This window comes from Autumnicola patrickiae (assembly GCF_031846525.1).
Classification (GTDB): Bacteria; Bacteroidota; Bacteroidia; order Flavobacteriales; family Flavobacteriaceae; genus Autumnicola; species Autumnicola patrickiae.
The window spans coordinates 38,919-60,992 of the sequence record NZ_JAVRHM010000003.1 but is presented as its reverse complement, the minus strand read 5'-3'; the positions used below and the strand labels follow the sequence as shown (position 1 = coordinate 60,992).

General features: G+C 39.3%; 12 protein-coding genes. 2 read left to right on the top strand and 10 right to left on the bottom strand.

Annotated elements, in window-relative coordinates; translation table 11 throughout:
• Positions 1 to 10: 10 nt before the first annotated feature.
• The gene (locus RM549_RS03985) at positions 11 to 3,001 is read left to right on the top strand and encodes a glycoside hydrolase family 2 protein (RefSeq protein WP_311681732.1); all 2,991 of its coding nucleotides are present in this window, start codon (positions 11 to 13) and stop codon (positions 2,999 to 3,001) included.
• Entirely contained in the window at positions 2,994 to 5,876 is a 2,883-nt protein-coding gene (locus RM549_RS03980) for a glycosyl hydrolase 115 family protein (RefSeq protein WP_311681730.1), read from the top strand. Before RM549_RS03985 ends, RM549_RS03980 begins: the two co-directional genes overlap by 8 nt.
• Positions 5,877 to 6,056: 180 nt before the next feature.
• On the opposite strand, the gene RM549_RS03975 is transcribed toward RM549_RS03980, so the two are convergent.
• The 10 genes from RM549_RS03975 to RM549_RS03930 form a co-directional block, all read right to left on the bottom strand.
• The gene (locus RM549_RS03975; RefSeq protein ID WP_311681728.1) at positions 6,057 to 7,640 is read right to left on the bottom strand and encodes a rhamnogalacturonidase; all 1,584 of its coding nucleotides are present in this window, start codon (positions 7,638 to 7,640) and stop codon (positions 6,057 to 6,059) included.
• A 35-nt stretch (positions 7,641 to 7,675) separates the two neighbouring features.
• The gene (gene rhaM / locus RM549_RS03970; protein WP_311681726.1) at positions 7,676 to 7,990 is read right to left on the bottom strand and encodes an L-rhamnose mutarotase; all 315 of its coding nucleotides are present in this window, start codon (positions 7,988 to 7,990) and stop codon (positions 7,676 to 7,678) included.
• Between the two features lie 9 nt (positions 7,991 to 7,999).
• Positions 8,000 to 9,385 (bottom strand): TolB-like translocation protein, encoded by a 1,386-nt coding sequence (locus RM549_RS03965; RefSeq protein WP_311681725.1) that lies wholly within the window; start codon positions 9,383 to 9,385, stop codon positions 8,000 to 8,002.
• Between the two features lie 32 nt (positions 9,386 to 9,417).
• Positions 9,418 to 10,440 carry an arabinan endo-1,5-alpha-L-arabinosidase gene (locus tag RM549_RS03960; RefSeq protein WP_311681724.1) on the bottom strand — a complete coding sequence of 341 codons (1,023 nt, stop codon included), beginning with the start codon at positions 10,438 to 10,440 and terminating at the stop codon, positions 9,418 to 9,420.
• 39 nt (positions 10,441 to 10,479) lie between these two features.
• Positions 10,480 to 11,811 (bottom strand): glycoside hydrolase family 88/105 protein, encoded by a 1,332-nt coding sequence (locus RM549_RS03955; RefSeq protein WP_311681723.1) that lies wholly within the window; start codon positions 11,809 to 11,811, stop codon positions 10,480 to 10,482.
• Between the two features lie 86 nt (positions 11,812 to 11,897).
• Positions 11,898 to 13,004 carry a PKD domain-containing protein gene (locus RM549_RS03950; protein ID WP_311681722.1) on the bottom strand — a complete coding sequence of 369 codons (1,107 nt, stop codon included), beginning with the start codon at positions 13,002 to 13,004 and terminating at the stop codon, positions 11,898 to 11,900.
• A 121-nt stretch (positions 13,005 to 13,125) separates the two neighbouring features.
• Positions 13,126 to 14,694 carry a RagB/SusD family nutrient uptake outer membrane protein gene (locus tag RM549_RS03945; protein ID WP_311681720.1) on the bottom strand — a complete coding sequence of 523 codons (1,569 nt, stop codon included), beginning with the start codon at positions 14,692 to 14,694 and terminating at the stop codon, positions 13,126 to 13,128.
• Positions 14,695 to 14,732: 38 nt separating this feature from the next.
• Positions 14,733 to 17,720: a SusC/RagA family TonB-linked outer membrane protein gene (locus RM549_RS03940; RefSeq protein WP_311681718.1), complete on the bottom strand. Its 2,988-nt coding sequence runs from the start codon at positions 17,718 to 17,720 to the stop codon at positions 14,733 to 14,735.
• Positions 17,721 to 18,141: 421 nt separating this feature from the next.
• Positions 18,142 to 19,542 carry a sulfatase-like hydrolase/transferase gene (locus RM549_RS03935; protein WP_311681716.1) on the bottom strand — a complete coding sequence of 467 codons (1,401 nt, stop codon included), beginning with the start codon at positions 19,540 to 19,542 and terminating at the stop codon, positions 18,142 to 18,144.
• Positions 19,543 to 19,547: 5 nt separating this feature from the next.
• On the bottom strand, positions 19,548 to 21,989 hold the full coding sequence (locus tag RM549_RS03930) for a glycoside hydrolase family 31 protein (protein WP_311681714.1): 2,442 nt from the start codon (positions 21,987 to 21,989) through the stop codon (positions 19,548 to 19,550).
• Between the last annotated feature and the right edge of the window lie 85 nt (positions 21,990 to 22,074).

Sequence of the window (22,074 nt, the reverse complement as noted above, 5' to 3'; positions counted from 1 at the left end):
AAAATTCATAATGAAACTTCCATCAAACTCTTTTCTGAAGAAAATGTTTAGCTTCCTCCTGCCCGGATTAATACTAACGGTCTTCTCATCTGTTAATGCCCAGGAGTTCCACCGCAAGGAATATAATTTTAATTCGGACTGGAAATTGAAACAGGGGGACATTGATGGAGCAGAAAATCCCCGGTTTAACGACAGAAGTTGGGAAGAAGTAACACTTCCCCATGCCTACAATCAGGAAGAGGCTTTCGAGAAATCCATTGAAGAACATTCTACCGGAATTGTCTGGTACCGGAAAAAATTTAAACTTCCCGAAGAAGCTAAAGGCAAAAAAGTGTTTCTTGAATTTGAAGGGATACGTCATGGAGGAGAAATCTTTTTAAATGGCAAAAAAATTGGTCTTCACGAAAACGGGGCGATGGCCTTCGGACTTGATATTTCCGATCTTGTAAATACCGGGAATAAAGAAAATACTGTTGCGCTGCGCATTGACAACAGCTGGGATTACCGTGAGAAAGCCACCAACGCGAAGTACCGGTGGAATGACAAAAATTTCAATGCCAATTATGGAGGAATTCCGAAAAACGTTATGCTGCACATAACCAATGAAACTTATCAGACGCTGCCATTGTATTCCAATCTAGAAACTACCGGAACTTATATCTATCCTTCAGAATTTAATATTCCCAATAAAACCGCAAGAATTAATATAGAATCCCAGGTTAAAAACGAAAGCAATTCCAATAAAAACATTTCCCTTGAAGTTGAAGTTTTCGATATGGACGGGAACTCTGTGGGAATTTTTTCCTCTCAACCTGTTACAATGGCTCCTGGGGAAATTAAAATGTTAAAAGCAGACAAGAACCTACAAGACCTGGAATTCTGGAGCTGGGGCTATGGATATCTCTACGACGTGGCAACGCGACTAAAGGAGAATAATGAAATTATTGATGATGTGTCTACAAAAACCGGCTTCAGAAAAACAGATTTTAAAGATGGTAAAATTTGGTTGAACGATCGGGTGCTTCAAATGAAAGGCTATGCCCAGCGAACCAGCAATGAATGGCCTGCAGTCGGGATGTCTGTTCCGGACTGGATGAGTGATTTCAGCAATAAATTAATGGTTGAAAGTAACGCCAACCTGGTAAGATGGATGCACATAACCCCTTGGAAACAAGACGTAGAATCCTGTGATCGAGTAGGTTTAATTCAGGCAATGCCCGCAGGGGATTCTGAAGGGGATTCCAAAGGTGCAAACTGGGATCAGCGTGCGAGTCTTATGCGCGATGCGATTATTTACAACCGGAATAATCCCAGCATTATCTTCTATGAATCCGGAAATGATGCCATCAGCGAACCTCATATGCGCGAAATGAAAAGCATACGGAACACCTTCGATCCTCATGGCGGCCGCGCCATCGGTTCGCGGGAAATGCTGGACAGCCGGGAAGCAGAATACGGTGGGGAAATGCTTTACATTAACAAAAGCGCAAATATTCCCATGTGGGCAACCGAATATTCACGAGATGAAGGTCTGCGAAAATACTGGGATGAATATACTCCTCCATTTCATAAAGAAGGAGACGGGCCGCTCTATAAAGGAGAACCCGCTCGTGCATACAACCATAACCAGGATGCCCATGCCATAGAAAACATTGTACGTTGGTATGATTACTTCAGAGAACGTCCCGGAACAGGCGAAAGGGTAAGCTCAGGCGGAGTGAATATTATTTTTTCCGATTCCAATACCCACCACCGCGGGGAAGGAAATTACCGTGGCAGCGGAGAAGTAGATCCTATGCGTATACCTAAAGATGGCTTTTTTGCTCACCAGGTAATGTGGGATGGATGGGTTGACATAGAGGATCATAGTTCCCACATCATTGGCCACTGGAATTATAACGATACTATTGTAAAAGATGAGTATGTAGTGTCTACGGGGGATAAGGTCGAGCTTTTTCTGAATGAAAAATCCTTAGGTTTTGGTGAACAATGTCATAGGTTCTTATTTACATTCGATAATGTTGATTTTGAACCCGGAACTTTAAAAGCAGTGAGTTATGATGCTGAAGGGAAAATTTTAAGTGAAACTGAAAAGAATACTGCAGGAGAGCCGGCAGCGATTAAACTAACACCTAGAGTTTCCCCTACAGGTTTTTTAGCCAATGGTGCAGACATAGCTTTAATAGATGTAGAAGTAGTAGATGCAGAAGGAAATCGTGTTCCTACTAATAATTCCGAAATAAATTTCGAATTAAAGGGACCCGGTAAATGGCTGGGAGGAATTGGTTACGGACCCGGAAACGATATTCTATCCAAAGATCTTGCAGTAACGAACGGAATAAACCGTGTGATGGTTCAATCTCTTAACAATGCGGGAAAAATTACAATAACTGCAACAGCCGATGGATTGAATTCCTCTGAAGTAGTATTACAAACTATTCCTTTTGAAACAAAAAACGGACTTGCAGAACATCTCCCGGGAGACGGCCTACCTTTCAATCTTGAACGCGGCCCTACTCCATCAACTCCTTCATATACTAAAAAGAGAAATCCGGTATTTATAGCAAGTGCAACCGCCGGCTCAAATGAAGAGGAAGTCTATAGAAGTTTCGATGATAATGAACTGAGTGAATGGACCAATGATGGAAGAATAAACACAGGGTGGATAAATTATGAATTTGTTCAACCTTCTCAAATATCCCAGGTGGTGATAAAACTTACAGGATGGAGAACCAAAAGTTATCCAATTAGGATTACGGCCAATGGAAAAGAATTGTACGAAGGTGAAACCGAAAGAAATTTAGGATATCTCACTATTCCTGTAGAAACTGTCATGACAGAAAATGTGAAAATCGAGTTAATTGGAGCAAATTCAGAAGAAGATGCTTTTGGAGATATCACTGAAATAGATCCCACCAAAGAACTGGATCTTTACAAAGATAAAGAGGCCGCAAACGCCAAAGGACAGTTGCGAATTGTTGAAATAGAATTCTATGAATAAAATCAGCTTAGTAATTTTTCTGATGTTTTCAATGATTTCTGCTGTTGGGCAGGAAACTCAGAGTGATTTTGTCATTTCCGGACCTAATGAAATTGTCACTATTGTTTATGATGAAAACGCTTCTTCATTGGATTCAATTTCAGCTAATTTACTGGCAGAGGATATCTACCAGATAACAGGTAAGAAACCGTCGGTTATTACCAATGCTGCAAATATTCAGGGTAATTTTATCGCTATTGGAGCTATTAAATCCGATTTTATAGCTCAGTTTTTAAGAAATGAAATGCTTCCTTCCGAATTTCACAAACAAAAGGAAAGTTTTGTTCATAAAACCATCCAGAACCCAAAATCTAACAACGACCAGGTTCTTGTAATTGCAGGAACCGATCCAAGAGGAACAGCTTATGGAGTTTTTGAATTTTCAGAAAAAATAGGAGTTTCTCCGTGGTACTGGTGGGCAGATGTGCCCGTGGATAAAAAAGAAGAAATTGTTCTAAATGATCCTGATTTTTTTTCCGAAGAACCCAGCGTGGAATACCGCGGAATCTTTTTAAACGATGAAGATTGGGGGCTGCAACCCTGGGCTGCTAAAACTTTTGAACCTGAAGTTGGTGATATTGGACCCAGAACTTACGCAAAGATTTTTGAACTATTGCTGCGGCTGAAGGCAAATACTATCTGGCCGGCAATGCATCCCAGCACAAAAGCCTTTTTTCACTACCCCGGCAACCCGGAAATGGCAAAAATGTATCACATAGTTTTGGGCAGTTCTCATGCAGAACCTATGCTGCGCAACAATGTGGATGAGTGGGATAAAGAGAAAATGGGATCTTTTAATTATCTCTCCAATCAGGAGAATGTTCAGCAATATTGGGAAGAAAGGGTTAAAGAGGCATCCAATCTCGATGCTATTTATACCGTTGGGATGCGTGGCATTCATGACAGCGGTATGGAAGGTGTGGAAGGTATTGAAGAAGCCACCGCTAACCTTCAAAATGTCATTAATGATCAGCGGGCAATGCTTGCCAAACACAATGATCAAAAAATTGAAGAAATCCCACAGGTTTTTACTGTTTACAAAGAAGTACTTGATCTTTATGATCACGGGCTGGATCTACCGGAAGATGTTACCATTATGTGGACTGATGATAACTACGGCTATATTCGTCGTCTCGCCAGCGAAAAAGAACGTGCAAGAAAAGGCGGCAGCGGAGTGTATTATCATGCTTCTTACTGGGGGCGTCCTCATGATTATTTATGGTTAAGTACTACCCATCCCGGCCTGATAAGGGAGGAAATGATGAAGGCCTATCAAACTGGTAATAAGAAGATCTGGATCCTTAATGTAGGTGATATAAAGCCCGCAGAATATAACATGCAGTTGTTTATGGATATGGCTTATGATGCCACAAAATTTGAAGATCCAGAATACGTAACAGAGCATTTAAAATCTTTCTATTCATCTACTTTTGGAAAAGATTTTGGATCGAAAATTGCCAATTTGAAGATGGCGTATTACCAACTGGCTTTTGAGCGTAAGCCGGAGTTTATGGGTTGGAGCCAAACGGAACCCACTACACAAACAGATACTACAGCTTATAGTCCGTTTTATTGGGGTGACGAAATTTCCAAGAGAATTAAGAGCTATAATGAACTGGAGGAGAACGCAGAGGAAATTAAGCAGCAGTTAGCCTCTAAATATCAGGATGCGTTTTTTCAACTGGTATACTATCCTGTAAAAGGCGCTTCTTTTATGAATAAGAAGTTTCTCTACCGCGATCTCGCCATAAAATATCAACAGCAGAAACGTCTGGAAGCAAAGGAAAACGCAGCATTATCTTTGCAGTATTATGACAGCATTATTGAAATTACTAAAAATTATAATAAGGAAATTGCCAACGGAAAATGGGAGCATATGATGGATATGCAACCGCGAAGATTGCCCGTTTATTCCAAACCTGAAATTTCACTTAAAACTTTAGAAGAAAAAAGCCAATTTCCGGCCAATATTGCTGTGGAAAATCAGAAGAATTCTAAGGGTCTAAATTTGCCGGTTTTCTACTCTGATTTTCCCAATGAACACTTCTTTGATATTTTTCTTACGCAGCCGAAAGAACTAAAATGGAAGATTGCAAAGTCTCTGGATTGGTTAATATTGAATAAAAAGAAAGGGAAACTAAATAACAACATTTCTTCCGTTAGAATTACTACTGAAGTTGACTGGGAACAATGGAAAAAAGCTGATAAACCTGAAAATGCTCACCTTCAGGTCGAAATTGATCAAAAAATCTATATTCTGCCTATCAAGATAAACACTTCCCTCCTCTCTTCTGAAAAAGAAAACGTTTTTATTGAAATGAATGGTGTGGTTTCCATGTATGCTGAAAACTTCAGCAGTAAAGAGGTTCACGGTGAATATAAATGGCGAAAATTGCCAAATTTAGGCTATAGCAACAATTTGATGCAGGCTTTACCGCTAGATAAAAAGCCTTTGGACACTTTGGAGCTCCAGGATAACGCGCCCTACCTTCAGTATAACATTTACACGGAAACTGAGACCGAAAATGCCAGGCTTATCCTAAATGCCCTGCCAACACATCCACTTACAAGTGAACATAGTGTCAGGATAGGTGTTCAGTGGAACAATAACCCGATTAAAATTGTGGATTTTAAAACTTTCGGCAGAAGTGAAGAATGGAAACAAAACGTACTTCGAAATTTGGCAATTATCGACCTTCCTGTGGAAATCGAGAAAACCGGACATCAAAAACTTAGAATATACATGATTGATGAAGGTGTATCCCTGGATTTCATGTACCTGAAATTAAAGGATGTCCCTCTTCCATATAGCCTTTTACAAGAAACACGACTCTAATTTCTTTTCATCTAAGTTCAGCTGAACTTTTTCAGAATGATTAAGGAAGCCTTACTATTCCAGGATTCATTTCCATGATGGATTAAGCTTATCTGGATATTATAGTTACTGCCTGTTCTCAGATGTTCCGTTCTGGTTGATGGTTATGCAAACGTCTGGTCCTTTTCACCTCAACATCTACTATCCGTAGTCCTTTGTTGTGGCTTGTGGTATTTTCTGATCTTCAATCGCTTCACAATCTTCAATTTCTATATTCCCGGAATTCTTCAACTTCAGCACAGGAGCATCTTCAGCTTTCTGAGCATCTACATTGTGCAGCTCTGCACCTTTAACATCATCAAAAATAATTGCCGGTCTTACTTCTTCACCTAAATGATAAATGTTGATATCATGCATTTCGATATTTTCAGCATGCCTTACAAAAAATCCATAAGAAGGCATTATACCCATTTTTGCCGGTTCCGGATAAGTTTTTATATGCTCCGGAACTACTTTTTGAATCTGTGCTTGTGCTGAATCCAGCGGCTTATACCAAATATTGATATTACTGAATCTAACATCTTTGATATTGTGACCGGGAATCCCGCTAACGATGCTGGAAAAATGGGAATCTGCGTTATAGACGTTGATGTTACTGATGTTTACTCTCCTCAATTCTCCCGGTTCTACACCTTCTGGTCCGCGCATTCTTCCGGCAAGTCGAAGAAAGAATGGTGAATTAGTAGTGTTACGCATAGTGATGTTACTAATTGTAACATCTTCTAATAAACCTCCATCCACAGTTTCCAGAGCCAGCCCCCGGGAACGGTCGAAAACACAATTGCTAATTGTAATATTTTTAAAGCCTCCGTTGGATTCGGTACCAAACTTAATCCTGCCGGTTGGCCCTTCCTGGTCGGGAACCAAATGTCCTTCATTTGTCTGATAAGTACCATCAATCATAGAACCAACATCATAACCGGAAACCTGGCAATTGGTGATCGATACATTTTCTGTAGCACGGGCAAAACCGAGTCCGAAAGAACTTTTTAAAACAATGGCATCATCGTTTGGTGAATTCACCGTACAGTTGGAAATGCGCACATTCCTGCAGACATCTATATCTATGCCGTCACGGTTAGTATCTATTTTAAGATTATCTATGGTAAAATTATCGATACCAGTGGCCAGAATCCCAAAATGCCCTCCTTTTATAATAGTAAAATCCTTAAAAATTACGTTGGTGCACAGCTTTAATGCAATGGCTTTATTTCCTCCACCTTCCCACATAAGATTCCCAGCCGGAATTCCTTTTTCACCCCATTTTTCATAATCGTAAAAGCCCCTGCTAAGGTTTTCCCCCTGTATAGTTCCCGGGCCGGAAATTGTTATATTATTTAAGTTTTCTCCCCAGATAAGGCTATTACGCCAATAGCTATGCCCATAATCCTGGTATTCATTACCCGCGCCTTCCCCGGGGTCATCATATTTTCCACCGTCATTTTTTCCTGCTGCTTTTAATACCGCACCGGCTGCCAGGTAAAGATGAATATCACTTTTAAGTCTAATAGAATAGCTTAAATAAGTTCCTGCAGGGAAATAAATCATTCCGCCACCATCTTCTGCTGCCGCAATGATTGCTTTATTAATAGCTTCTGTGTCCAGAGTCTGGCCGTTACCTGTAGCGCCGTAATCTTTTATATTATATTTTCCTTTAGCTGTACCAATTAAAGATGTGAATAAGAACAAGAGGCAAAGACTGAAATTTTTAATCTTTTCTGGCATATTTCTGTAATTTCTAATTTAAGATTTTGATTAATTTACTTCATGTAAAAGACTTGCTCTAAAGATTTTTCCACCGGAGAATTATCAGGATTTGTCTCCATAATATCTGCCATGTAATCCCACCATTTTCGTAAAACAGATTCTTGAGATAGGTTCTCTACCTCAGCGTTATCTTTTAATTTCTGAACGGCAAATAGCGTGAGGGTTTCTTCATCCAGAAATATACTGTAATCGTAAATTCCTCTTTCAGATAAAAGCCTGCTCAATTCCGGCCAGATTTCATCATGACGCTTTTTATACTCTTCCTTAAAACCCGGCAGAAGTTTCATTTTAAAAGCTTTGGATTCCATTTTCTATACTTATATTTTATTCGGATATGTTCTTTCCAGCCACTCTTCAGGCACAGGAACGACTACAATATTCATGGAGCGGCCATCTTCTGAAAGCATCGCAGACTGAATTTGAATCTTTGTACCATCTGGTTTGAAGGTTGGGTGAAGGTGATCTGCCGCCGTTACTTTATGCCCGGTGGTGAGCATCTTCATTTCCCGGTTATTTCGATCTATTAGATAAAGACTCCTGGAGAAATCATCACCCACTGCCCAACGGCCATCCGGAGACCCGTGTACATGCCATAATCCGCTACCTTCTGATGTTTGCCCCGCAATTAACATTTCCCTGGTTCTCAGGTTAACAATAGCAAGTCCTGTAGGTTTTTCCCTTGTTCCGGAAGGACCCCAACTGGTTTCCTGCCCCGGATTTTCAGGATTTCTTACGGCAGTACTGGTAGTCGATTCTTCTAAAGGCTGCTCTTCAATATCAACATCCCGGTGGCCCATAATGGCCATGGCTACTTCATCTTTGGAAATCACCGCCTCATGCGTCACCCACTCATAATCTGCTTCAGGATAAAGAGGTCTTAATCCTGTACCATCTGCCATTACCGTCCAGGTTCGTTGAGGAGATTTCCCTCCGGTTTCCCAGGAAAAAATTATTTCTCCAGGATTCCATGTATTGGACTGGATGTGGCCTACCTGAAAAGGCACAGAAATCACATGTTCAATTTCCCCGGTTTTTATATTCATTTTAGCAATCCCTCCAGGGCCCGCTCCCATATTTCTAGGTCCGAAATTTTCTTCTACTTCAACATCCGGAGGTAAATGTTTCGCTGCTTCCTCACTTCCTATTCTAAAATAAATCCATTCCTCTCCAGCATCGAGGGCCATATCCCCGCCTGCACCTATCTCTTTTGGCGTAACTCCGACCACTCTTTGGTAAGTTTCGGCAGACTTCATTGTACCAGCTTCACTATCAGCAAAAAGTTGGGCAAGATCTGTTTCAATTATTTCAAGAGACCGGTTTTTTCCCCAATCTCCTTCCTCTACATCTTCTACGTTCCTCATATAATAGAGTTTCATCGAATTTTGAGCAATATTGAGCATGCCTGAATATCCACCTTCAGAAACCTGTACTAAATCTCCCGTTTCTTCATTTACTGCCATAGCTTCTCCCTTTACCCTGTTGGAGCGGAATATTAACCATTCGCCATCTGCAGTCCATTGCGGATGGGTAGGATAAATTTTGGAATCCCCAGCCGGTGTACTGGTAAGAAAAATTAATTCAGTCCCTGTTACAGGATCTGTTACTATTTTCCGTTCAGAAGGAAAGCGTGTGCCAATCTGGGCATTAGCCAGAGTAGTAACCATTATGGCGCCTACAAGAAAAACTTTTAAATTGAGTTTCATATTTATTTAGTGCTAAATTAATTTACAGTGAATTATATTCCTGAAAATACCTTCTGCTGAAAGTCTGCCATCTGAAAATACTCTCCTGTTGGCTCTGTTCTGGGCCAGCCGTCTTTATTTACATATAAAGGTGCTATATTCAGAAGGGAGGCACCATCAGCAGAACGGGTATAAGCGTGGTAAACAAGGTAAGTAATACCGTCTTCCACAAAGAATCCGTTGTGGCCACGGCCCGGCTCTTCATGATCTCCGGCTAAAAAGACACTATATTTATTATCCAACCAGCTTTCCCCTTCTTTTGTAAAATAAGATCCTTCCAATTTTTTTGATCTTCCAATTACAACCTGATAATTGCTGTCAAGCCCTTTACAACAGATCCCCCTGGAAGCAAAAATGTAATAATATTCAGGTCCTTTTATTATGAAAACTCCTTCTCCAAGTGAAGTTGTTAATTTGGTAACTTCGGGCGGATTATTTTTTAGTTGTCCGGTTTCAGGGTTCAATTCCACCATACGTAAACCTGCCTGGTAAGAACCGTAGAGCAGCCAAACTTTTCCATCTTCAGCAACAAAAACATTAGGATCTATTACATTAACTCCTTCTCCTCCATTCTTAAAACTTATTACCTGCCCTTCGTCTTTCCATTTATAATCAGGATCATTTGGATCTAATGTGGTGTTAGTGGCATAGCCTATGCTGGAATTAAAATTCATCCAGGCTGAAACTGAATAATACAAATGGTATTTCCCATTCCTATAATGAATATCCGGTGCCCAAAGATGACCATCCTGTTCCGGAATATCTTTTTTGTGCCAGTCTGGTAAGGACAGAGAATCAAAGACTCTTCCTGCTCTTTTCCAGTTAACCATATCTTCTGAAGCTTTTATAGATACCCCCCTGCCGGTCGAAAAGATATAATAAGTGCTGTCTTGTTTTATCATCACAGGATCGTGTACCCGCAAATCCCCTTCTAATGAATCTAAAGCAGAATTTTGTGCCTGCACTGCGGCAGCAAAGAAAAAAATAAAGAAAAAAGATTTAAAAGTTTCAGTCATTTTTGAGACAATCAATTAAGTCGGCAGCTGATAAGCCTCTTAATTCACCTTTAGCTGAAGTGAACTATCGTTTATTTCGAAGGTGTTATCCTTCAGCATCAAAATTACTTCAGCTCCGGCCAAAAGAACAGGACCATAACCATGAGCTGCATATTTATTTATAGGTCTGTAGTAGTAAAAAGCAGGGTCAAAACCCATTCCTGTTCCTACACAGGTTCCTTCTACCTGGCCCTCATTATTGACCTGAGTAGATACGGCATTCCAACCTAAAATTGTCATTGGTCCGTAAGTCAATTTATCCACATATCCCCTATTGATAGCACGTGCTATAGAATAGGTGAAAATAGCAGTTGCGGAAGTTTCGAGATAAGTATCTGGTCTATCAAGCAGCTGATGCCAAAAGCCCGTACCATCCTGATATTTAGCCAACCCTCTAATATGAGCCTGTAACTGGTGTAATACCTCCTGATAACCGGAATGTTCTTCGGGAAGCACCTCCAGTAATTCCACCATTGCCATAACAGCCCATCCATTTGCTCTGGCCCAGTGATATTGTGGTTTCTCTTCCATAGCTTCTACCCAGCCATGCATATAAAGACCTTTATCTTCATTATACATTCTTTCTGAAAACTGTTTGACCTGCTTTACAGCATCATCAAAATACTTCTCCTCGCCCGTTAATTTTCCCATTTGAGCCAGTGCCGGAACACTCATAAATAAATCATCCAGCCACAAAGTGTTGTCCTGCGGCCTGTTTCGAGCTAATGTTCCATCTTCCAGCCGGTATTGCTTTTCACTTATATACTGAATAAAATTGTCGATAACAGGTCTTAGATCTGCATCCAAACCTCTTCGCTCTGCTTTAATCATTGCTGCACAAATGGCGCCGGCATCATCAAGGGCTCCCGGATGTAATACAGAATGTACAGGGGAATTTTCGTAAGATTTCCCTCTATGCTCCTTCGCTATCTCTGCCAAAAATTTTATTCGAGTGTCGGTATAATCTTCAAAATATTTCTTCCCGGTTGCTTCTGAAGCCAGAAGCATTCCTGCATAAGTCACCCCCCATTCATAGCTTGTTAATCTAAAAGTGGCAGGAGCAAAAGCGACATTACCATCCAGATTCTTGAAATCTATTACTTCTGACTGATCTCTGGTATTTATAATTTTAGCAGGCGTACCTTCATCTAAAAACTCATAAACCCGGTCTAAAACCTCCTCTACCTCAGCAATATCGGGCGTTCCATAAGGCGTGGGGTATTCAGGTTTTAAAAGATGTAGCGGAGTATTTGCATCATTAATTTGTGCTACCATTCCCTGACTCAAAAACAGAAAGCATACAATTGATAATTGTAATAATTTTTGGTTCATTTTAAAGTTCATTTTATTGTGCTTAAAATATCTTCTAATCTAAACAGCCTTTTGTTCTTGTGCATCCCGTCCTGTCCTGTAATTCTTCATTTCAACACTACATCCCACACTTTTGAATGCCGTGCCTCTCCCTCGGGTCCTGTAATTTTTAGCACCACCACATATTTTCCACGCTTCTTATAGATATGCACTGGATTTTGTTCTTCGGAAGTATTTTCGTCTCCAAAATTCCAGTTCCATGAAGTCACTTCTCCCTCAGATTCATCATAAAAAGCTACTTGCCTCCTATTCATATTCAGAATTTTATGCGACCAGTCTGCCTTTAATTCTTCCCGGAATTCCGGTTCTAAAGGCATCAAAGTAAACGGTAGCGCATACGAAGCATTTCCGTACATAGTATGTTCTTCGGAAAGATTCCAGAAGCCGTTATTTGCCATTTTTTGAACATCATCATAATCTATAATTGCCCAGGATAATCCAATATTTTTATTCTCTTTGAGAAGAGATTCTACGGCACGGGCAGGATCATTACCGGCATAATCAAAAGGTGTGATCCAGAATTCCAGTATGAGCTTACCACTTTCCCCTGGTTTAAAATCATAATTATAGGCGGCATTAGCATATGGCAATTCTTTTATCCAGGGCTGACTTCCCCACACCATCGTCCACTCCTTACCCTGAGCGGGAGTGAAAATGTGGTAATTTTGAGCATGAACGCCGTGAAAAGAAAAAAAAGCGTCCATGGAGTCAAGTTCTCTATTAGGATGAAACCGATCTATAAACGGCCCACCGGACTGGTCTCCATCAACGATTACCTCAAAGGTATCATTCTGTAATCCCGGTAAGGAAAAATCCCAATAATCATCATAAGCCTCATATAAGAAATACAACCGGCTCATTCCCTTTACCCAACCTACTTTTACTTTCACATCCAGATTGTCTGGATTTGCCGCTGAATGCTTCCCACTGTCTTCCCAAAGCTCATCCATTCCTACTGCATAACTCTCTGGCACCATGTCCCAATCTAAAGGTTCTCCATCTACTGAAGGAATTTTGTCTGCAGGAAATTGAAATATTTTAAAACTTCTGTTCTCCTGGGACCAGCCGGTGCAGGTTATAATCAACATGAGGAGACCTAGCAACAGCCATGAAAACTTAAAGCTTCCTTTATCTTCTCTTAAATTTTTCCTCATTTGAAGAGCATTAAAATTTTACAATTTTCGGCATATATTAAATTACTGATATTACGCGCAAATGGGTTATGCCTATCACATAACCCATTTTACTCATCAACTTTAATAAAAAACAAATCTTTTAATAACCCGGATTCTGCTCTAAATTAGGGTTTGCATCAATGGCTGTTCGTGGGATCGGAAAAATTGTACGGAAAGGTTCAGATTCTTCCTTAAATTCCCAGGAATCTGTAAACTTCCCAAATCTAATTAAATCTCTCCTCCTGGTCATCTCAAAGGCTAATTCTCTCCCTCTTTCATCCAGAATATCATCCAAATTAATGGAATCTAACGGTGTAGCACCACTTCTCCCTCTTATTTCATTAATTATAAGACGTGCAGCTTCAAAATCTCCTTGTCTTGCCAAAGCTTCAGCTTTTGTAAGAAGTACATCTGCATATCTTATAAACGCCACGTCATTACTCGCGTTTCCTCCATTAGTATTTGGATCTATTTGCCACTTAATCCATTTAATTCCTGCATTCATAGGCTGGTTTCTTATTCCGGTAGCAGGTATAATGACATATGGAACCGGACCGGAATTAGAACGTTCAGGATCGTATAGTTGAGAATTATTATCTGGGACAATTCTTTCTACCATAACCACTTCTCCATTTCTTGGATCCCTTAGTTCACCATGTGATAAGAACATCGATTTTCTTGCATCTTCTTCGCTGTATAGAGCTTCAACAGAAGGTCTTGTTCCAAATCCATTTTGAGGTGTATATGGAAGTCCAAATAATCCGCCACTTATCCCTGGTAGTACTTTTTGAACAAATGGCTGCCCTATCCCACCGGGAACATTAGGAGTATAAACCCCTCCAAAAATAAATTCACTATTCCTCTCATTATCGGGTGCAAAATTTTCAAAATATTCCGGTAATAAAGTGTAGGCTCCAGATTCTATAACCCTGTTGGCGTAATCTATAGCCTCAGCATTGTAGGCTGTACCGGTATAAACTTCTCCATTTAAATACGTTGTAGCTAAGAGAGCATAAACTGCTTCTTTAGTTAATCTTCCATAATACTCGGCACCTACCGTAGTTTTGGAAGGTAACATTTCCGCAGCCTCCTGTAGTTCACTTACAACGAAATCGAATACTTCAGCCCTTGAATTTTGTTGAGGCAGGTTATTTGGATCTACTCTTGGCTCCAGAAAAATTGGCACACTACCAAAAAGATCCATCAAATAGAAATAGGCGTACGCTCTCAATGCCTTCAGCTCTGCTTTTGGACCTTCAATATCCTCCATTCCAGAAGCTTCCAGGGATGCAATAAGGCCATTGGTTTGTCCAACTGTGGCAAAGAAGGTATTCCACGTTGTTGTGAAGTAAGCATGACTGGCATCCCATTTATGTTCCATTAATTGTTCAGAATCTGTGTTTGCCCACCAGCCCTGGATCTTACCATGCAACAGGACCTGATCTGCAGGCAGTTCTAAAACTCTGTACTCAATACCCATTCCTGTAATTAAAGCAAAATTTCTGTAAACTCCAGATAAGGATGACAATACAGATTCTTCACTTGAATAAAATGTTTCTGGTGTATAAACGGAATATACTTCTTCGTCCAGTCCACAGCCAACCAGCATCAGCAAAGCAGCAACACCTATCGTGAACTTCTTATATAATATGTATTTATACTTTTTCATTTTGTATATTTTTCTTGTAATATTTATATGACTAAATTTTAGAAAGAGAGACTAACCCCAAGTTGGTAAACACTTGGTCTTGGATAAGCCAGGTAATCTATACCTATAGGTGCTGTCCCACCCTGATTTGTATTTGTTCTTACTTCCGGATCAAAACCTGAATAATTTGTTATTACAAAAAGGTTTTGTCCTGTAACGTAAACTCTTGCACGCTGAAGAACAGTATTTTCAGTATTAATTGTGTATCCAATGTTGATATTATCTAAACGTAAGTAACTACCATCTTCTATCCAGCGTGAAGAAATTTGTGGCGCCTGACTCCTACTTATTTCTGTGTCTTCAATAGCAGTACGCAAAACATTTAATCCGGGAGCTGATGACGGATAAGAAAATTCTGCCGCTGTATTATTCATAATATCATTTCCAACAACTCCACGTAAAGTGACAGAAGCATCAAAATCTCCCCATCTGAAATTATTTGTAAAACCATAAAGAAAATCTGGTTGGGCATTCCCTATTACCACTAAATCTGCACCTTCAACCCCATCTACATCCAAATATGTTTCCATCCCTTCATCATCATATCCCGTAAATTGTCTTCCATAAAAAGTTCCTATTGGAAGACCAGGACGAATAATTTGGGAAAAATCTTTAGGTGTTACAACACCAGATAGAGGGGCAGTTCTTATTTCATCCCTGGAAAACTGGTCATTAGAAAGAGAAATTACTTCATTCCTGTTTCTCGTCCAGTTAAAATTTGTATTCCAGCTAAAATTTTCATTTTGAATTATGGCTGCATCTATTGCCAGTTCAAATCCTTCGTTTTGAACCTCTCCGACGTTTGCCCATTGAGTATTCACAACAGATGGAGCTGTTGTCGAAAACTGTAAAAGAAGATCTGTAGTATTCTTTTTATAATAATCTATAGATCCGGAGATTCTTTCGTTCAGAATTCCAAAGTCCAATCCAATATTTAATTGGGAGGTTTGTTCCCATTGCAAATCTGGATTAGCATAATTACTTGGGAGTACACTAGGAATAGTTTCCCCTCCTAAATTATAAGATGCAGATCCTGAAATTGTTAATTGTTGCCTGTAAAGATCATTGGGTATTTCCTGATTACCCGTTATACCATATCCTGTTCTTAACTTTAAATTACTAATCGGCTCATAGTTAAAAAACTCTTCATCTGATATTCTCCAGGCAAAAGCACCAGATGGAAAAAGGCCATAACGATTATTCTCACCAAACCTACTGGATCCATCATTTCTTAATGTAAAAGTGAAAATATAGCGGTTGTCCATTAACTTATAATTTAATCTTCCGAAAATTGATTCCAAACGGTTAGCCGTTTTAAACGAATTATTAGCTAAGGTGTTACCAGACTGTATTAAATTCCATTTTACAGAACTTGATACAAATTGATTTGCTTCCGTAAAGGTGTATTCGTAAACGAACCTTTGGAAAGAATATCCTGCTAGAATATCAAGATGACTATTATCTGTAATGGCTTTTGAGTAATTTAAGGTCGTTTCAAGCAGCGTACTATAATTTTTTGCTTTATTAATTGAAGCACGGCCCCTATCTGTTTCACCCGATGGATGTGTAGCAGGTAAATTTGTAAAGCGCTGAACATTTTCATTGGATAAACCAAGATTTACCCTAAAGGTAAGTGCATTTGTAATGTCATAAGAAAAGTTTCCGCTCCCAAGAAAAAATTCTGTATTTCTTTCGTCATCTACCTCTGTCCAGGAAACAGGGTTAATGCGCAGTTCGCCAAGTTGGTAAAAAGAACCATCTTCATTGCGCACGGGCAATGTAGGCGCCCATCTTAATGCATCCTTTAATAAATTACCTCCTTCATTATTTACGTTCGAGGACACAGGAGTATTGTCTTCAGCAACATTCCCATAAGTCATATTAAACCCAATTTTGAGCCTGTCATCCAACGCTCTATGATTTGCGTTTAATCTACCTGTATATTTCTCCAATCCGGAAGAAAGTATTATCCCTTCCTGGGAGGTATACCCTAAGGATGCACGATAATTACTCTCTGCATTACCACCACCAAATGCAAGGTTGTGATTGTGACTAATTGCAGTGCGGAATATCTCATCCTGCCAGTTAGTATTAGCTCCTTCATCTGGATACTCCAGATCATTGTTTTCAGCATAATTTCTATATTCACTGGCAGATAAAAAGGGTAAGGTTTCCCTTATTGTGGAGACACCAACATAACTGTCATACGTCAGCGTTTCATTGGCCTTTCTACTTTTGGTTGTTATTACAATTACACCATTAGCACCACGAGAACCATATATAGCTGTTGCAGAAGCATCCTTTAATATATCAATAGATTCTATATCTGCTGGGTTTAAAGTATTCAGCGGATTAGTTGGCTGAGAGGAAAAAGGAGAAGATCCCTGCATTCCTGACACAAAATTATTTGATGATCCAAATTGAAGAGGAACTCCATCTATTACATAGAGCGGATCACTCCCGGCTGATATAGAACTTGAACCCCTTATTTGTACAGTTGAGGCAGCTCCAGGCTGACCACTGTTCTGAACAATGTTAACACCTGCAACTTTCCCCTGCATCAGCTGTTCAGGTGCTACAGCTACCCCGGCATTAAAATCTTCTGAACTAACAGAAGAAACGGCTCCGGTAAGATCTCTTCTTTGCTCTGTTCCATAACCAATAACTACAACCTCTTGTAGACTTGCATTATCAGCTTCCATTATTACATCATAATTATCCTCGGCACCTACCCGCACCTCCATAGTTTGAAGCCCCATAAATGAAAAAACAAGAACATCTCCACGAGAAGCCTCCAGGGAATACTGCCCATCAAAATTAGTTTGCGTACCCTCGGATGTCCCGTCAATTAAGATATTCACTCCCGGCATTGGGACACCATTATTATCTGTAACTGTTCCTGTCACGGTTTTTTCCTGAGCGAATAGCACCAGATTGAAAAACAAACAACAGAAGAAAACAATAAGTTTTTTAGGAAATTGTTTCATATGATATTAATTATAATTTTTGAAATAGTTAACATCTCAAATATATCTTCTTAAATTTCATAAGGCATCCTGCACTATGCTGTTTTGTTAAGGATTCGATAATAATTTTAGTTAAAAATCAGATAAATTATCATTTAAAAGAATTTTCACAAACTATAATTTTAATTTCGAAATGTCCTATACCCCAGATTAACCACCCTCTCACAAGATTATTTATGATTATATTTTACTAATATTAGAGAAAGAAGATCATGCCACCATTTTCTAATTATTCTTTTCTTTTGGATAGAAAATGATTGGTAAGGAAGAGAGATTCTAAAAAATGTTCAGTAGTAATGAAATTTAGAAATGATATCCTCAAAAAACATATAAAGCGTTTTCTAACGAGAATTATATGAAGTTTATAGTAAGTAATACTATTTTAATCCTGTAATTCCAGATTTACTTCCTTTGCATCCTTGGCAAATTGGTTTTTCAAATCATCCTCAAGACGTGAAGCGATATTAGGATGACCCTCTACCACATTTTCCTGTTCTTCAGGATCTTCCTCTATATTATATAATTCGAATTCTGACGGGGCATCTAAATGCCTTGTCCTTATAAACTTCCAGGGCTTATTAATAATACTCTCCTGGAGGTGTCCTCTGATATAAATAGGATTCTCCCAAGATTTTTCCGCTCCCGTTATTGCAGGCCAGGCATTTTTTCCTTCTATACTTTCTGGAATATTTTCTACTCCTGCAAGGGCAAGAAAGGTTGGCATAACATCAGCAGCAGAAAGATATGTTTTATTCACATCAGCGGAAAGATGGCCTTTCCAGTTTATAAGTGCCGGCACTCGTATAGCTCCTTCATAATTTGAAGTTTTCCAATCCCTTAAGGGTTCATTATTCCCAAGGACTGGATTAGGTCCAAATTTTCCATTATATTGATCTGTAGGGTACCAGCTTTCCATGGCACCATTGTCACTTATAAATAAAACAACAGTGTTTTTATCCAGACCTTTCTCTTTAAGAGAGGCAAGCAATTTACCTACACTATGGTCCATATGCGCCAAAGCAGCTGCATAATCCCGACGGGAAGGCTCTTCAAAAACCTCCTTATAAGGTTCCTTCCACTTATCCTCTTCCTGAAGTGGAAAATGAGGCGCACTATATGCTACCTGCATAAAAAAGTTTCCTGTAGAATAACTTTGTTTTTCCAACCATTCTATGGCTTCATCGGTAATAAGATCTGTAGCATGACCTTCTTCAGTTATAAATTTATCATTCCTGTACCAACTGGAATCACCGTTTTTATATCTATGGGTATATTGATCGATCTGGCCATGTAAAAAACCATAAGAATAATCGAACCCATAAGCTTTTGGGCCGCTTTCAGTCCGCAGTCCCAGATGCCATTTTCCAAAAAGAGCCGTACGATAATCTCTTTCTTTTAAAGCCTGTGGTAAAGTAGTAAGACTATCGGGAAGGCTTAGCTCACTTTTACCACTAATAGGAGCGACAATTCCCATTCTACTTGCTGGTCTACCCGTTAATAGACTTGCCCTAGATGGGGAACAGGTTGGAGCGACATAAAACCGTTCCAGCTGTACACCGGTTTCGGCAAGAGAATCAATTACAGGAGTTTGAATTTTAGATCCATGGTAGCTAAAATCCCCCCAGCCTGCATCATCTGCAATTATGACAAGGAAATTTGGAGTAATATCTCCCTTGTCTTTCGGATTATTATTTTCTTCTTTGCAGCTATAGATACTAATGGTAAGGATAAAAATTAAAACCTTTAGGAAAAAACTTCTTTTTCTTAACATATTGCTTCTCATTTCTATTACCTTTTTAAAATAATTTCGATTGTTTCATTATTGGTTTGAGGAGGTTTTATTTTCAGGATTCCTTCCTGTTTGAAATTGATCATCTCACCTTTTGAAATTTCTACTTCTTTACCATTAATGCTTAACTTCTTATAATTTTCTTCTGAATGGATTTTAACCACATAATTTCTTGCTCCCACATTATATTTTCCTTCTGAAGCATTAATAAGAACTTTTAGATAACCATTTTCTTTTATTGATTCAATTTTTGTAGTGCTGAAATGGCCATCCTGATATTCCAGGCTTCTTCCATCATCATCGTAAAGTTGAAAGTAAGAACTACCTTCCGGGTAGATATCCAGTTTTGTCTGGTTAATTTTTCTTTCACCAACATAATTAACCACTTCTTGAGTTGGAATAATAGCTCCTGCTTTTACGAAAATCGGCATTTCTTCTAACGGACACAGAACATTAAGATACTGCTGGCCATCAAATTTTTCACCTGTCCAGTAATTAATCCACTTACCTTCTGGTAAGTATACTACGCGTGTTTTGGCTCCTTTTGTTGTAACAGGACAGATCATTAGACTTTCCCCTAAAAGATATTGATCTGATAAATTATAAACATTCGGGTCGTCCTGGTAGTTCAAAACTAGGGCACGCATTAATGGCATGCCGGTTTTGTGCATCTCATAAGAATAGCTGTATAGATATGGGATGAGACTGTACCGAAGCCGGTCATATTTCTTAAATATTTCCTGTGCTTCTTCACCGTAATTCCAAGGCTCCTTATAATTTGGATGTTCCATCCCAAACAAATGAGCTATTGGACTTAACATCCCAAACTGACACCAGCGGATATAAAGTTCTGGATCTGCTACATGTTCAAAACCTCCCATGTTATGGCTCCAGTATCCAACTCCAGACATTCCAATATTTAACCCTGCTTTAATTACCGGCTCAAAATATTGCCATTCACTTGGCCAATCTCCTGCCCAGATAAAGGGGTAGCGTTGAATACCTGCATAACCTTCACGGGTATGGTTCATTCCTCTCATGTTGTTGTGCTGCTCAAATTTTTCAAATGGTGCTTTGGCATAAGCAACAGGAAACAGGTTGTGCAACGCTTTTATATCCTTGCCTTGAGGTCCTGTCTTATTGCTTTCATTAGCCTTTCTCCCAAAGGCACTGCCTTCATCCGTTTTAAAAAACATAACACCTTCTTCGACAACTCTCATTGCACCATTTTCCCACCACCAGTCAACACTTTCCTCATTAAAAAAGTTCACAAATTCTCCGGGGTTCTTCTCTTCAGGATATACATGACCGGCATCTCTTGCCTCATCCAGTAATTTTAATTTATTTCCATTGTCAAATCTTGGTCTCACATGAAGCCCCACCATGTTTAAATTCAAATCATAAAGACTATCAAACATAGCTTCTGTATTCTGGAAAGTCTCACGCCATTCAAACGTTGTAGCCCCACTTCCTCCGTTTTCTCCAAACATCCTCCAGGTAGAATCAAGATGTAGCACATCTATAGGAATTTCCAAATCTCGGAATTGCTCAACTAAAGCAACAGGATAGTTTGCTGAAGTCTGCTCCTCATGTCCCCAAGTTCCACCACTGTAAGTTCCTACATGCAATCCCAGGGCAAATTTCGGGAGTAGAGGGGATTTACCAGTAATTGAAGTGTATCCATCAAGAATCTTGGAAAACTCTGGTCCATAAATAAAATAATATTCCAGTTCTCCACCTTCTGCCTCGAAACTGTAAATCTGGGGATTCCTCATCCCCATATCCCATATTGAAGGATAAGCGGTATGGAAAAATATCCCGTAACCCTTTGTACTCATAAAGAAGGGGACCGGGGCATAATTAGCTTCCAATACATTGTAAGCACCAATAATATGAGGTTTTCCCATTCCCCTACCTACATCCAGTCTTAACCTTTTCCCTTTCCTGTCTAAGAAATCCATGCGCTCCCCAAAACCAAAAAAATGTTCTTCAGGAAACATGCTTTTTTGCACACCTATTAATTCATCCAATTTATATGCACCACCTTTAGAAGAATTGACAGCATCTGAAGAAATAATGCTTCCTTCAATATCTAAAATCGAAATGCGCAACGGATTTTTTAAAATTCTTACCTGAAGGCTATCACTCTTAAAAGTTAATGTTTCGTCGCTTTCTAATACTTCAAAAGGAACTTTGGGCCAGTTATACTTATTTACAAGAAGAGATTTTTCTTCAGAAAACTTGCCTTTCCAGGATGTCCTGAAGCGGACAATCGTGGGCGAACAGAATTTTATTTGAAATTGGGCATTTTCACCATTTATATGCACTACATGATCTTCCTGAATTCTGTAACTCAAAAGATTCCCTACCATCCTCTGGCTATAAGAAAAAAAGACTGATAAAAGAGTGAAAATTGTAAAAATTACCCTGTAACTTTTCATGAGTTTATAATTAAAAAATAAACGCCATATCTAATGATTATGGCGTTTATACTATATTAAATTATAAGTTTATTATTTCTAGATT